The 15,553-nt window shown below is 37.1% G+C and carries 10 protein-coding genes and 1 tRNA gene; 3 read left to right on the forward strand and 8 right to left on the reverse strand.

Annotation, left to right across the window (positions count from 1 at the left end; genetic code table 11):
• Positions 1 to 157: 157 nt before the first annotated feature.
• Both BC781_RS15675 and BC781_RS15680 read left to right on the forward strand, forming a co-directional pair.
• The gene (locus BC781_RS15675) at positions 158 to 2,899 is read left to right on the forward strand and encodes an OmpA family protein (protein ID WP_211323841.1); all 2,742 of its coding nucleotides are present in this window, start codon (positions 158 to 160) and stop codon (positions 2,897 to 2,899) included.
• 188 nt (positions 2,900 to 3,087) lie between these two features.
• Entirely contained in the window at positions 3,088 to 3,606 is a 519-nt protein-coding gene (locus BC781_RS15680) for a lactoylglutathione lyase family protein (RefSeq protein ID WP_109619487.1), read from the forward strand.
• A 99-nt stretch (positions 3,607 to 3,705) separates the two neighbouring features.
• Here BC781_RS15680 and BC781_RS15685 read toward each other — a convergent pair whose 3' ends face one another.
• The 6 genes from BC781_RS15685 to mutS all read right to left on the reverse strand — a co-directional run bounded on the left by BC781_RS15685 (position 3,706) and on the right by mutS (position 11,431).
• The gene (locus BC781_RS15685) at positions 3,706 to 4,074 is read right to left on the reverse strand and encodes a hypothetical protein (protein ID WP_109619489.1); all 369 of its coding nucleotides are present in this window, start codon (positions 4,072 to 4,074) and stop codon (positions 3,706 to 3,708) included.
• Between the two features lie 111 nt (positions 4,075 to 4,185).
• Positions 4,186 to 4,533: an MmcQ/YjbR family DNA-binding protein gene (locus tag BC781_RS15690; protein WP_109619491.1), complete on the reverse strand. Its 348-nt coding sequence runs from the start codon at positions 4,531 to 4,533 to the stop codon at positions 4,186 to 4,188.
• 151 nt (positions 4,534 to 4,684) lie between these two features.
• Positions 4,685 to 7,126 carry a glycoside hydrolase family 31 protein gene (locus BC781_RS15695; RefSeq protein WP_211323843.1) on the reverse strand — a complete coding sequence of 814 codons (2,442 nt, stop codon included), beginning with the start codon at positions 7,124 to 7,126 and terminating at the stop codon, positions 4,685 to 4,687.
• A gap of 221 nt (positions 7,127 to 7,347) precedes the next feature.
• Positions 7,348 to 7,728 carry a glycine cleavage system protein GcvH gene (gcvH, locus tag BC781_RS15705; RefSeq protein WP_109619496.1) on the reverse strand — a complete coding sequence of 127 codons (381 nt, stop codon included), beginning with the start codon at positions 7,726 to 7,728 and terminating at the stop codon, positions 7,348 to 7,350.
• A 98-nt stretch (positions 7,729 to 7,826) separates the two neighbouring features.
• A complete protein-coding gene (locus tag BC781_RS15710) occupies positions 7,827 to 8,600 on the reverse strand; it encodes an enoyl-CoA hydratase/isomerase family protein (protein ID WP_109619498.1) in 774 nt (257 codons plus the stop codon).
• Positions 8,601 to 8,782: 182 nt separating this feature from the next.
• On the reverse strand, positions 8,783 to 11,431 hold the full coding sequence (mutS, locus tag BC781_RS15715) for a DNA mismatch repair protein MutS (RefSeq protein WP_109619499.1): 2,649 nt from the start codon (positions 11,429 to 11,431) through the stop codon (positions 8,783 to 8,785).
• A gap of 132 nt (positions 11,432 to 11,563) precedes the next feature.
• Here mutS and BC781_RS15720 point away from each other — a divergent pair, with 132 nt between their 5' ends.
• Positions 11,564 to 13,912, forward strand: a complete 2,349-nt coding sequence (locus BC781_RS15720; RefSeq protein ID WP_109619502.1) for a GAF domain-containing protein — start codon at positions 11,564 to 11,566, stop codon at positions 13,910 to 13,912.
• A gap of 50 nt (positions 13,913 to 13,962) precedes the next feature.
• Here the strand turns inward: BC781_RS15720 and BC781_RS15725 are convergent, their stop codons facing one another.
• Both BC781_RS15725 and BC781_RS15730 read right to left on the reverse strand, forming a co-directional pair.
• On the reverse strand, positions 13,963 to 15,315 hold the full coding sequence (locus tag BC781_RS15725) for a trigger factor (RefSeq protein ID WP_109619504.1): 1,353 nt from the start codon (positions 15,313 to 15,315) through the stop codon (positions 13,963 to 13,965).
• 131 nt (positions 15,316 to 15,446) lie between these two features.
• Positions 15,447 to 15,528 (reverse strand) — tRNA-Leu (locus BC781_RS15730).
• Between the last annotated feature and the right edge of the window lie 25 nt (positions 15,529 to 15,553).

Consider the following 15,553-nt stretch of genomic DNA (forward strand, 5'->3'; position numbering starts at 1 on the left):
AAAATCAAATAGAAAAATGAAGACCCATTTTTGCCTAATTGTTATTCTGTGTATTCTTACAGTATCACCTGCCTTTGCTCAAAAAAAAGTTGAGAGAAAATTAAAAACAGCAGAACAATTTCTAGATCTCCAAGAGTTTCATAACGTGGAAATTTTGATGGAGGAAATATTAGAAATGAACCCTGAAAACCCTAAGAGCAACTATCTTATGGGGATAGCTAAGTTATTTGCTGCAGGAAGTAATCCACTTCACTCATTATCATATTTCACCAAAGCTTATGATTCGGGTTTACCTTTCCCACATATAGATTATTACATGGGAAGAGGGCTACATTTAAATAATGAATTTGAAAAAGCAATCAAGTTCTATAACAAAGAATACTTGATGGCTAAACCCGATGCAGAATTAGATTATGATACAGAGTCTTCACACTTCGATGTTATTGTCTCTAAAGAAAAAATAAGTCAACTTATTGAGAACTGTCAAAATGGTATTTTACTATCAAAAAGTAAAGGACATGAGATGATCTCAAATATGGCAGCTCTAAATACTCACTCTCCAGATATGTCACCTGTTCTTTCAGAAGATGAATCTGTTATACTATTCACTGCTCAATCTAAAAAGCGTACAAAATTTAATGTTGACCTCACAACAAATCTACCCGATCAAGATATTTACATGAGTAGAAAAGATGAGAATGGTAATTGGAGCACAGCTAGTCCTTTCTCAAAGATAAATACCAACGATCACGATGCGGCAGTATCTTTAAGCAATAGAGACCAGACTTTATATTTATATAGAGAAGAAGCTACTCATAAGCTTCATTCGGGAAGTATATATAAAATGGAGGCTGAAAATGGCAAATGGTCTAAACCAGAAAGATTACCCGAAGGTATTAATACCGACTATTGGGAAACGCATATCACAATGTCCCAAGACGGAAAATCTATGGTTATTGTGAGTGATAGAGAAGGTGGTGAAGGAAAAAGGGATTTATATTATATCAGAAAACTGCCAAATGGTGAATGGGCTAATCCTCAAAACTTAGGGGCAGAAATTAATACTGAACTTGATGAAGAATCGCCATTCTTAACCGACAACGGTGAAACTCTTTACTTCAGTTCTAAAGGACATAACTCAATCGGTGGATTTGATATTTATAAGGCTAAGAAAGATCCTGATACAGGTTTATTCACGGCTCCAATAAACATGGGTATTCCTACAAACTCAGCTAGTGATGATGTTTTCTATATTGTCTCTAAAGATGGTAGCCATGCTTACTTCTCATCAATTAGAGAAGACACAAAAGGTTCTTTCGATATCTATTCTTCTACTCTACCAGAAGACGAAAATCATGTAGCGACTATCAGAGGAGTTGTAATGGATAAAGAAACATTACAACCCATGAATGCTGAAATTAGAATTATCGATTTAAAAACACATCAACAGGTTTTCGATATCTATTCAAGTGCTGAAACAGGGCATTATTCTGCTACTCTCCTACCCAATAGAGCTTATGCTATAAATGTTCTTCACAAAGACTATTTGATGAAATCATATCATCTGAATGCTATGGAATTATTTGAAGACATTGAAATCGTTCATGACTTTTCAATGCAGCCAATAGCTGATCAAAGGTTTGAGCCTTTAAATAATGTATTCCTTGATGAAAGAACATCTGATGTACTTGAAGTTTCAGAACCAGAACTTAGAAACTTAATCGACTTCCTTGAGCAAAATCCTAATATTGTTGTTCAAATTGGTACACACTTAGCGCCTAAAAGAAGCGATGATGACAATCTGACCCTAGTCAAAACAAAAGCGAAAACCGCATCGGTAAATGTCAGACTAAAAGAACTAGGTATCGACCTTGAAAGGTTTCAAGAAAGGCATTTAGGTTTCGGTAAAGATCATATTGCATTAGGTGAGCAACAAAGGATCGAATACTTTGTAAAAGACCTCACTAAAAAAGAAGAACCAATAGTCTATCCCAACCTTCCAGAGTCTGAAGATATTTATGCGATCATGCCAGATTGCTTAGAAAAAGGTAAGAAACAGAAATTGGAAGAGCGGATTGTTTTTTCTGAGATGGATCATGCGCTAACCAGTTCTGATAAAGTTGCTATTAATAGAGTATTGGCCATGCTTATGGAATGTAGCGAAATGGAACTTCAAATTGTAGGACATACAAACGTAGACGGAGGAGAAACACTAAAAGATGCTTTAAAATTAAAGAGTGCAAATACAGTCGCTCAGTATTTTATTCTACAAGGAATAGCCAAAGAACGCCTTCATGTAATTGCTGATAAAGAAAGTCCAATAGAGCTTAATGGCAAAAACTGGATAGACTTCTTTGCTTTAGGCGGTGGTTCTTACAGAGAAAATCCGCTTGAAGAGCCTAAACTCATGGTTTCTAATTCTTCTGATTTTATAGCTGAAGATCTTGAGGAAGATATAGCCGCTAGAGGTGAGTCTACAGGAATAAAAGCATCGGCGATGGGGTCTGCTGAAAAACTTGAAAAAGCCGTTAAAGTATATAGACATGGTGAATTTATTGGAATCTCTATTTACTTCGACTTTGACTCTGATAAGATCAAAGAATCAGAAAAGAAAGCGATTACAACACTCGTAAAAATACTTGAAAATGATCCTCTGATGAAAATGGAAGTAATTGGTCATACCGATAATGTAGGTTCTGATAACTACAATGAGAAGTTGGGTAAAAAGAGAGCTAAATCGGTAGAACAATTCCTTTTGCTAAAAGCCGTTGATAAAGATAGGATCATCATCAAATCTATGGGAGAAGGTCAGCCAGTAATGGGGAATGAAACTTCTGAAGGAAGACAAAAAAATAGACGTACTGAATTCAAAGTTGTAAAAGAAACAGATTTACAATAATTACACTTTTCCAAAAACACTGAAAGAACACCCTCTTTCAGTGTTTTTTTATACTCATTTGGCTCCCTGCCTAACACATACTTATCTCCTTGATTTCAATAAATCTAATTTATTAATACCTCAGTGTTCAATATTCGCTATTGGATTGTTATGGAATCAAAGTCTATATAAACGAAAGTGAATCAAGTATGGCACAGAACAATTCATCACATGTTTACCCAAAAACATTTTCTCATATTGGCATCACAGTCCCAGACCTAGATGCCGCTGTAAAATTCTATTCAGAAGTAATGGGATTTTACATTATCATGCCTCCCACATTAGTTACCGAAGAAAAAGAGACTGCAATTGGTCAAATGTGTCTAGATGTCTTTGGTGAAGGTTGGGGTACTTTCCGTATTGCTCACATGTCTACAGGTGATAAAATTGGGATCGAGCTTTTCGAGTTTAAAGAGAGTAAAGATCAAAAACCTGTCTTCAATCCATACAGAAGTGGTTTATTTCATTTCTGTATTCAAGACCCCGATGTAGAAGGTTTAGTAGAAAAAATTGTAGCAGCAGGAGGTAAACAACGCATGCCTATCCGTGAGTACTATCCTGGCGAAAAACCTTACCGCATGTGCTATGTAGAAGACCCATTCGGAACTGTATTTGAAGTTTATTCCCACTCCTACGAATTACATTATTCAGCAGGAGCATACAAATAAGAATCATTCATTTGTGTTCTTATTTTATAAATCAGGTTCACCATATTCAAGAATATGGTGAACCTAGTTTTTTAATTGTAAAGTACACTAAACCAACCCCTACTGATTAAAATATCTTTTGACAGGTTTTGTGAAAGACAATACAATAGAAAGAATTGAAATCACGAAACCTATATAAGCCGAAGTTGGAATAGAAATGGCAAAATCAATCACAATGAATAAGCGCATTAACCATATCTTTCTTTTAATGATTGAAGTAACAATTCCTCCAAACATAAACATATAACCGATAGCGGTATAAAGAATCTGCTCAGGACCAAAAGCTCCAATCTGCGAACCTTTTAAAGTGAATACGGTGTAAAAAGTAAAAGCAAGTAAAATCTTAAGTGCATTTGAGATAAAGATCACTCGCAATAAGGCTGGCTTCTTAACTACATTTTCTCCAAGTACATTTACATTTGAACTCATAATATATCTCAGTTTTTGGTTTTGATTATAGAACAATACAAAGGTCTCAAATACCCTTTTGACGTATTGGGATGATCGGTTCAAAGACTTGGAGATTTAGCTCAAAACATCTTATCCTATTTCTTCTCTTAATTTCTTAGGCAATTTATCATAGACTAATTGATAGGAATGATCTATCCATTCACAAACCTCCTTATCGTTCATATCTTGATTTGGGTATACCGAATTCCAATGCTTTTTATTCATATGATAACCAGGAGTAACAGAATTATACTGTTCGCGTAACTCCATAGCCTTTTCGGGGTCACACTTTAAGTTGATATATTGAAAATTATCAAGATCAGTGAGGGCAAACATTTTCCCACCTACTTTAAACACTAATGTACTTTCATCAAAAGGGAGGTGTTCTGTTACACCCTTTTTAGCCATGCAGTAATTTCTAACAAACTCTAAATCCATAGTTCTTGGTTTTTGAAACAATTTATTGAAGATATTAATAAAAATTGACGCAGTCAGAAAATTTCCATTTAGAGTTCATCTCTATCTAATGGTAAAAAAATAGCCCATTCAGTAAGTACTGAATGGGCTATACTATTTGAATAGCTAAAAATTACTGCAACTCAATTTTCAATGGTTGGTGATCCCACTCAAATTTAATTGTAAGCGTCTTAGTTTCTTCATTCACCAAAATACCTTTGCTCATTTTATCAAATTTCTTTTGGCTATCTGTATGTTTCAATTTCAAGCTATTGAAAGATGCTTTCTTCAAGTCTTTATCAAAGTTATGAACTTCAATAGTGATTGATCTTGTATTTGGCATTCCGTCATAGCTTCTTGCGCCTCTTGCTAGTTCAATATTTAAACCTTCTTCAGTTTGTTTTGAAGAGAAGCCTAACATTTCGTAAAGACCTTTGCTACGAGCATCAAATGTTTTACCATCATCTTCATACATTTTACTCTTAGATGATTTTACTGACTCATCTGCATAGAAGTGAATTGTCAAATCTTCAGAAGAATAATCTTTTGTAGACATGATATCGTCAATCATCGGAATGAAAGCACCAGCTCTTACGAATACAGGAATAGTCTCGTAATTTACTGCTACTGTATGCTTTTGACCACCTTCGTAACGCTCACCCGTCCAGAAGTCAAACCAAACACCTTTAGGGAATACTACATCTTTCTGTTTTACACCTGCACTAACGATTGGCGCTACTAAGAAATCATCACCCCATAGGTATGCATCTTTGTAATCAACCAAGTCCATATTTGTCTCATCTTCGAAGAACAATGGACGCATCAATGGCATACCCGTTACCGAGTTGTCATAAGCAATTGTGTAGATATATGGCAATAGACGGTAACGTAGTTTTACAAACTTACGAACGATGTCCTTTGTCTTTTCATCATGGAAAATTGGCTCTGGTGCAATTTCCTCTTGAGCGTGAGGTCTGTAAACTGGTTGGAATACACCGTATTGTAACCAACGTGTGTACATCTCGGCATCAAACTCTCCGCCACCAGCAAATCCACCAAGATCAGAGTGTGTATAAGACATACCTAACAATGACATTGATAAACTCAATTGTACTTGTGGTTTTAATCCACCCCAAGAACGGCTCACATCACCAGTCCAAGGAATCATACCGTAACGTTGAGAACCTGCAAACCCAGAACGCATCATAATAAACGGACGCTTCTCAGGGTATACTTTTCTGTGGTTCTCAAATACCAATTTAGCCCACTCGTGGCCATATGCATTGTGTACTTCATTTGCTGTACCAATCGCATGGATAGCTTCTTTAGGATGAACTTCTGGCTCACCTAAATCACCCCACCATCCTTCTACTCCTTGCCCCATCAAGCCTTCATAGATATTCCAGAACCAATCTTTTCCTTCTGGCAAGAAAACATCTACAAGTCCTGTATGTCCGAAGAAGAAATCGAATTCAATTGGATTATCAGTCGAATCTAATGCCAATACACCTTTTGCCACTGCATCATCCCAACGCTTAGAAGTTGTCAAGATAAATGGCTCAGTAATCAAGATTGTATTTACACCTTCTTCTTTGAAGTCAGAGATCATATTTTCAGGAGTTGGGAATGCGTTCTTATCCCAATCCAACGTACCCATATTTCCTTGGATTTCCTTTCCGAACCAATAAAGGTCAAAGATAATCGCATCTAATGGGAAGTCTTCTTCTTTGAATTTAGCAACAACCTCACGAGCTTCTTGCTCAGTGTGATATCCGAAACGTGAAGCGTAGTTACCAAATGCCCAACGTGGAGGAAGTGGTTGTTTTCCTGTAATATCTGTATAGTTACTGATCAAGTCTGGGTAAGTATCTCCAGCCATCACAAGGTAAGATGTGCGTCCGCCTTCAGCTTCAAAGTGAAGAATGTTTTCTTCTTCGCTTGCTACATCCATGAATCCTGCTGCTGAGTTATCAAATAATACAATGTATTTCTTTGTAGAAACTAATGCAGGAATACCAAAATACATTTGATTAGACTCCGTAGTGTAACCATAATGCGCTCTATTATATAGAGGCAAACGGTTTCCTCTTACATCCATACCCAATACACGTTCTCCTCCACCAAGTAATTTCTCATTGTCATCCAATTTGAAACGGAATACTCTTGAAGAATCGGTGTTGACAAAACCCTTCTCTTCTTTAAGAATTGGGTTTCCTTTGTACTCATAAGAAATTTGGAAAGGTGATTTCTGGATCACAGCCTTCAAGCCTGGTGTCGCATACTCTAGGTACGATCCTTTATCATAGAAAGTAATTTCAGTTCCTTTTGGTGTATGATCTACAGCAAAAGAAGGAAGCTGTTTCATAGAATCTTGTTCATAGAACACCTCCATGACATCTTCCTGATGGACTGTAATGGTTACTTTCCCATTTGTTGTCATAATTTTAAGAGCATTAGGTTCAAGACTATGCTCTTCATAACTGTTGTTTGTCTGTGCGAAGACGTTGATGCCCATAGAGAAGACCAACGCCATAATAAGCGCAAATCCGAATTTGGACTCTTTGTTGATTTTCATATTTACTCTACAATTAGTGAGTGTTGGTTTTAATCTGGTAACAAAAAAATGCTTAGAACTAACAATCCGTGTGCATTTTGGGGAAGATACGATGAGTTTTCTTAAAATTCATTTTATAAATGTAAATTCCACATTGCAACGGATTGCGAATTTAAAAATAAAAAAAAAGGTTGTTCAATTACATACAATTGAACAACCTTTTTGGAAGAGCATAAATTCAATTATGCATTAATTTCTTCTTTATATGCTGCAGCATCCATCAATGTCTCAACTTCAGCCATATCAGAGATCTTGATTTTCACCATCCAACCATCTCCGTAAGGATCGCTGTTTACAGTTTCTGGAGCATCTTCCAATGCTTCGTTTACTTCTACGATTTCACCAGAAATTGGCATGAATAGATCAGATACTGTTTTTACAGCCTCAACTGAACCAAAAACCTCACCTTCAGCTACTTCTTCGCCTTCTTCAGTGATATCAACATAAACAATGTCACCAAGCTCTTTTTGTGCAAATTCTGTGATACCAACGTATCCGAATTCACCTTCTACGCGTACCCACTCGTGGTCTTTAGTGTACTTCAATTCCTCTGGAAAGTTCATATCCTATGTGTATTTAGTAAATGGAAAAAAGATTTACTCCTCGTACGTGCGCCAAATTTAGTAATAATTTTAAATTATCAATGACTATACAACCTACTTTACCAAATGATTTTTTCTTTGGCTAAAAATGCCGCAATTCCTCTCTTACAATCCAAACTATTTCGTTCTTTAGCATTTTTTTCGGCAGCATAATCTAAGGCATCAACCAAATTAAGACCTTGAATCTCTGCAATCATCCTTTTTGTTGTCGAAATCGACTGCTCAGAGTTTTCTTTTGACAACTTTTCTGCAAAATTGATGACAAATTCATTCAGTTCTGCATGTGTCAAAACATGGTTAATTAATCCATATTCATGAGCCCTTTCAGCATCGATCAGATTCCCCGTCAGTAATAATTCTTTTGCTTTTGATTCTCCTATTTTTCGAATCAAAAAAATCATTACTATGGCTGGAATAAAACCAATTTTCACTTCTGTATATCCCAACTTTGCTTGATTAGAACAAAAAGCAAAATCACATACCGATACCAATCCGCAACCTCCTGCAATAGCATGTCCATGTATTTCAGCTATGATTACTTTGGGATGCATATACATGAGGTAGAATAAATCTCTCAAGTTTCGGGAGTCAACCAGGTTTTCTTCATAAGAATAATCTTGAAGGTCCTTCATGTATGCCAAATCTGCTCCTGCACAGAATACTGTTCCATTAGCTTGTAATACAATTACTCTGGCTTCCTCATCTGATTTTGCATAAATAAAAGCTTGCTTCAAGTCATGAATCATTTCTGGGTTAAGAGCATTTCGCTTTTCTGGTCGATTGAGCGTCACGTATGCCACTCTATTTTTGACGGTATAATCTACCAAAGACATGTAATTATTGGGTTAGTGGTTGTTTTAGCAATCTTATCTTAAGTTATAAAACTTATTGATTATCAAAAGAAATAATTAGGTAAACAAATTGATCTCAGACGAAAAAAAGAACCTTCCAGAAGGTTGTCATCTTCTGAAAGGTTCTTTTCTGAAAAGCTTATTTTTTGTACTTATCACATAAATTATGACAGCATTTTTTTCAATTCATTCAACTTGAGCAAAGCATCAATTGGAGTGAGTGCGTTTACATCTAGTTGTTCCAAAGCATCTTTGATTTGCTCAGACTTCGGATCGGCAGCATTGAAGATCGTCAACTGACTTGCCTGAGGTACTTCTTTGAGCTTCTGCTTATTCTTTGTGTGGATTTTATCTTTTTCCAAATGAGAAAGAATCTCGTTGGCTCTGCTGACTACCGTTGGAGGCATACCTGCCAATTGCGCGACATGAATACCAAAACTGTGCTCGCTTCCACCTTCTTTCAATTTTCTAAGGAAGATGACTTTTCCGCCAACTTCTTTTACTGCTACATTGAAATTGTGAATTCGTGGAAAATCTGTTGCCAACTGATTCAATTCGTGGTAGTGCGTAGCGAAAAGTGTTTTTGCTCTACTTCCTTTCTGATTATGCAAATGTTCTACAATAGACCAAGCAATAGAAATACCGTCGTAAGTACTTGTACCACGACCAATTTCATCCATCAAGACAAGGCTTCGGTCTGAAAGGTTATTCAAAATACTAGCCGTCTCAATCATCTCAACCATAAAGGTAGATTCCCCTTTAGATAAGTTGTCAGATGCACCTACACGGGTAAAGACTTTATCCACGATACCTACTTCGGCTGCTTTCGCTGGTACGAAACATCCCATTTGAGCCATCAAGACAATCAAAGCTGTCTGACGAAGCAATGCCGACTTACCCGCCATGTTCGGACCTGTGATAATCATGATTTGCTGTTCCGAATCATTCAGATTGACATCGTTCGGGATATATTCTTCTCCGATAGGGAGATTTCTTTCAATCACTGGGTGACGTCCTTCTGTGATTTGAAGGTTGCGTGTATCATTGATACTTGGCGCAGCATAATTGTACTCATTGGCGATGTTGGCAAAAGACAACAAACAGTCAAGCGTCGCGATAACGGCTGCGTTTTGTTGAATTTGTGCTACATAATCAGCAGCGAGTAAGACCAAGTTTTGAAAAATCTGTTGTTCCAAAACATTGATTTGAGACTCAGCATGAAGAATTTTCTCCTCATAGGTTTTCAGTTCTTCGGTGATATAACGCTCAGCATTCACCAAAGTCTGTTTTCTGATCCAAGTCTCAGGTACTTTATCTTTATGTACATTTCGAACTTCTAGGTAATAACCAAAGACCTTGTTGTAAGCAATCTTTAGTGAAGAAATTCCTGTACTTTCTATTTCTCTTTCAAGAATTTGGTTGAGGTAATCTTTCCCCGAAAAGGCAATTTTGCGAAGCTCGTCCAATTCTTCATTCACACCTTCATTCACCATTCCGCCTTGCGTAGCATTTAGTGGCGGATTGTTCTGCAATTCTTTCTCGATCTTATCCATTAGGAGTTCACAAGAATGCAGACGGTCGTTTAGGGTTTTCAACTCAGGTACATCACACTTTGCTAGTGCTTCTTTGACTGGCAACGAATGTTGAAGCGCTCTTTTTAGCTGTACCATCTCACGAGGATTGATACGTCCTACTGCAACTTTGGAGATCAGACGTTCCATATCTCCGACCTGTTGCATGCTATCAACCAAGGTGTCTAGTACATCTTCTTCCTCTTTGAAATAACGAACCACGTTGAGTCTTTCCTCAATCTTGCGTTTGTCTTTGAGTGGAAGAAGCACCCATTTTTTGAGTAAACGTGCGCCCATTGGTGTCACACATTTATCCAAAATCTGAATCAGTGGTACACCGCCTTCGTGCTGTGGCGAAAGTAATTCGAGGTTTCTGATGGTAAACTTATCCAGCCAAACATATTTGTCTTCCTCAATTCGTCCGATGGTCGAGATATGGCTGACATTTTTATGCTCAGTTGCTTCAAGGTAATACAAGACTGCTCCTGCGGCTACAATACCAGCTTCTAGGTTTTGGATACCATATCCTTTCATGGAGTTGGTTCCGAAATGCTTCAAGAGCTTATCGTATCCGTATTCGTGGGTGTACACCCAATCGTCTAGTTGGAAAGAGTTGAAATCATCTCTGAAAGCAGCTTCATACTGCTCTTTTTGTACTCGACAATAGATCACCTCTGAAGGCATAAAGCTTTGCATCAGTTTATCGATGTAAGCTTGGTCGCCTTGTGCGGTCAAGAACTCACCTGTAGAAACATCAAGGAAAGAAACACCTACCGTTTGTTTTAGAAAATAAACCGAAGCGAGGTAGTTGTTCTTTTTGACATTAAGAACATTGTCATTGAAAGAAACTCCCGGAGTCACAAGCTCGGTCACGCCTCTTTTCACGACTCCTTTTACAGATTTCGGGTCTTCCAACTGATCGCAGATTGCAACACGTTGTCCAGCTTTTACAAGTCTTGGCAAATAGGTATCCAAAGCATGGTGAGGGAATCCTGCCAATTCCATAGCCGATGCCGCACCGTTTGATCTTTTGGTCAGTACAATCTCCAAGATTTGACTTGCCTTGATTGCATCTTCTCCAAAAGTCTCATAAAAGTCCCCTACGCGGAATAGTAATAATGCCCCCGGATGTTTCGCCTTGATCGCATTATACTGCTTCATCATTGGGGTTTCCTTCTCCTTCTTTACCGATTTCTTTGCCAAAGTTCCTGATTTTGATGGTTTACCATTTTCAAAAAGCATACAAAAATAGTAAAAATTCAAGGATTTGAAGTGCTATTTGGGAAAGTAGAACAAGTCTATTAACAAATCACTAACTTCAAGAAGTACAGAATTGATACCTAAAACTCATCGACATAGCTACTTAAGAGACTTATGAGCCAAGAAAAACAGCCTTCTGATCAATCTCCTAAAAAATCACTTTTTTCTTTAAGGACTCAACTCGTATGGAGTATTATAATTTCAGGACTTTTTGCCGCTGTGGTTATCGGGTGGATTGGATACAGTCATGCAAAACAAAGCGTTTTAGAAGCCTCAAAAGTAAAACTTGGGGCAATCAGAGATTGTAAAAAAGATGCTTTGGAAAGTTACCTTAACGACACACAAGAATCTTTACAAACTATTGCTCAGAGTAGTTTTACTTTAGCAGCTTTTTTAGGTTTTCAAACGGCCTTTCACGATAGTATTTTTCAAAATGACAATTTCGATTTCTCGAATGGTCTAGAAGAAATGTATATGGACGACAAACTGAGTTATTCAGATAGTTTTTCTTTAGCTCAGAAACAAAAGGAAATAGCAGCACTACTCGAAAGTCCATCTAATACACAGTATTTACATTATCATTATCTCTTACAAAATCCGAATCCAAAAAGTGATCGCTTTCAATTTGTGGGTGATGAACCTTCAGAATACGGTAAAAAACATCGCCGATTTCATAGCTCATTTGCAAAAAAAGTAATAGGCTTAAAATGGAAAGATTTGGCGTTAATTGATGCCAAGAATGGAGATATTTTATACACTGTTAAAAAGGCTACAGACTTAGGGACAAATCTACTTCATGGTCCTTATCAAGATAGTGGTATGGCTGAGATTTTTCAGAAAGTACGTTTTTCTGAGTCAAAAACGTTAGTTGTTCATAGCGAAGTCAAAGAATTCATTCTTTCCCCCGAAGAGAATGTAATTTTTTGGGCTACTCCAATCGTCCAAGAACAAGAAATTGTAGCTGTACTAATGTGCCAAACAGGTATAGAGCAAATAGATCAGATTATAGATGCTCCAGTAGAAGGTCAAAATCAAGCTTCGGCAAGTCAGAGTACTTATTTGGTTGGTCATGATTTTAAAATACAGACTAACCTCCAACGCTTTAAATCAAAACCCAAAGAATTTATTCAGCAACTCACAAAATCGGGAACTGATATTTCGCAAATACATCTCCTAGAAAATCATCATAGTACTTCTTTAATTCTTGAAGCTAATACCGAAGCTGCGGTCTTAGCTTTCAATGAAAAACAAGGAGCTAGTGTACACAAAAATGCACTTGGGGAAGAGGTACTTATAGCTTATTCGTCTTTGCAATTCAATAATGAAAATTCATGGAGTATTTTCACGGAGCAAACTACTGAAGAAATATATATACCTATTTCAACATTAAAGAATAATTTACTGATTGCAATTGCAGTTGTATTGTTCCTTTTAATAGTGGTAGGAGATTTATATGCCCGACAGCAAGCTGTTCCTTTAAATTTACTGCTCGATAACCTTGAAGCAGTATCGGAAGGTCAGCTAAAAACAAAAATGGCTCAAGGACAGCATAAAATAAATCATACCATTACGGCTCTAAATCACCTTATAGAACACCTTAATCAAGCCACAGAGTTTGTACATCAAATAGGAAAAGGTAACTATGAAATGGCTTTCTCTCCTCTAGGAAAAAGCGATATGCTAGGGCATGCATTACTTGACATGCGTGATAGAGTTAAACACTTTACCGAAGAGGAAGAAATTAGAAATTGGAGTATAGAAGGCAAAAATCAGTTCATTGAAGTTTGCAGGCAAAATGATCATGACCTTTATGATTTTGCAGAACAAAACCTTCAACAATTCATGCTTTATCTTGAGGCATATGCTAGTGCATTTTATGTCATCAGAGAAGAGGAAGAAACAGGGGGAAAAAGAGAATACCTTCAGAGCGTTGGATGCTTTTCACTTGATCGGAAAAAGTATATGAATAAAAAGATATACAAAGGTGAAGGGCTTGTCGGGGTCACTTGGACGGAAGGCAAATACCATTACATTGAAGATATCCCTGAAGGCTTCAAAATGATCAATTTAGGACTTGGTCAAGCTCCTCCAGTATCTTTATTATTAATTCCTATCCGATTCAGCGAACAAGTATTGGGAGTTGTTGAATTACTCTTTTTGCGAAAGCTTAAAAAACACGAAATCAAATTTTGCTGTGAAGTCACAGATTCTTTTGCTTCTTATGGACAACTTCTAGGTGTAGACGTTTCTCATGGAAATTATACACATTTCAAACAAAAAGCTGAAGAATTAGAAGGGCAAAACAATCAGCTTAAAAAAGAATTGGAACACCAACAAAGTACTTTGCTACTACAACTTAAACAGAAGAAAGATGAGGCGTTATTCTACAAAGAACAGCTTCACCAATTGACTTCAAGTAAAGGAGATAATCTCAATCCTCCTCCACAAGAAAGTACGGAATAAAAAAAAGCGTTCTTCTCGAAGAACGCTTTTTATATTTTCTAAAGTAGAAATTACTTGTTTGTAGCTTCTTTAAGAATTTCTTCAAACTCTCCTAAGTCAACTACTTTCTCGTCTACTTTCACTTTATCTTTCACGTAATCCAAAAGTTTTTGATCGTTTACTTGAGAAGCGATCTCATTGTACTTTTGTCCGTTTTCGTATGAAAGGTAGTTTTGAACATATCCTTTCAACTGATCAGCAGGAATTTCACCCATACCGAACTGTCTGAATTGAGCGATGATTTGCTTCTCAGCTTCAGCCTCGATATCCTCGTGACCTACTTTGATTTCACCGTCTCTTGAGATACGTCCAGCAATAGCTCTCCATTTCACTGCTTCAGTAAAGTCAGCCAATTTCTCAGCAACTTCCTCGTCAGTTACTTCTTTCTCTGAAGTTTGCTTGTATACTTTTGTCAATAACTCTTCTGAGATCTCAACATCGATTTTCTTCATCAATGCTTTTTGTACCTCATTTGACAATAGTGAATCAGCAGCAGTGCTATTTGCATCTGCAATAACAACTTTCAATTCAGCTTTGAAAGACTCTTCGCTATCCGCTTTACCTTCACCCAATACTTTGTCGAAGAATTCTTGATCTAAAGCAGGCTCTTCGTTACGAGTGATTTTAGTGATAGTAGCCTCATAAGCTCCTTTGAAGTCAGCAGCAGCATCCTCTTCCATTGGGAAGATTACACGGATATCTTTTGCATCAACAAAGATGTCTTCAACGTTGATAGCTACAACATCACCAACTTTTTTACCTTCGAACAAAGCTACTGTTGCTTCCTTAACTTTTTCGTCAAGAACTACAACAGACTCTTTTGGCTCTTCTTCGCCTTCTACAGCTTTGAAGTTAGCTTTGATGAAGTCACCTTTAGCAGCAGCTTCTACGTCAACTGCATTTGGATAGCTTTCTTTCAATTTGTTGATTGTGTTCTCAACATCATTGTCAGAAATTTCCAACTGGTAACCTTGTACTGAAGTTCTTTTATCTAGTGTATAGTCAAATTCTGGCTCGATGATCAAGTCAAAAGATACCTCTACTTCTTTAGAAGCATCCAATTGCTCAGGAGTCAAGAATTCGCCTACATACATAGGTGCGAACAACAAATGTAGGTCGTTTTCTTTAACGTAGTTGTCAACTGCGTTAGAAACTGTTTTATTGAAAATATCTTGTTTCAAGTCTTTTCCGTACATCTTTTTTACCAAAGATGTAGGTACTTTACCTGGACGGAAACCTTTGAAGTTAGCTCTTTTTGCTTGCGCCTTCAATTGTGCGTCAAATTCTGTCTTGTAATCCGCCTCTGAAACTTTAAGGCTTAAAAGACCGTGTGCGCTTTCCTTTTTTTCGAAATTGAATTCCAAGGTTCTAAATGTTTAGAGTTATACAAATCGACCTATTTCCTTTTTCCCGTTACAGAGGTGGGAAATCATACAGAACGATTTAAACAAAAAATTCCCAACCCCTGAAAAGATTGAGAATTAGTTTTCATTTGTGCGGATGGAGGGAGTCGAACCCCCACGCCTTGCGGCGCTAGATCCTAAGTCTAGTGCGTCTACCAATTTCGCCACATCCGCAACTTTCAGTGCACATTTTATTTAA

The sequence above is a fragment of the Sediminitomix flava genome, from assembly GCF_003149185.1.
GTDB lineage: Bacteria > Bacteroidota > Bacteroidia > Cytophagales > Flammeovirgaceae > Sediminitomix > Sediminitomix flava.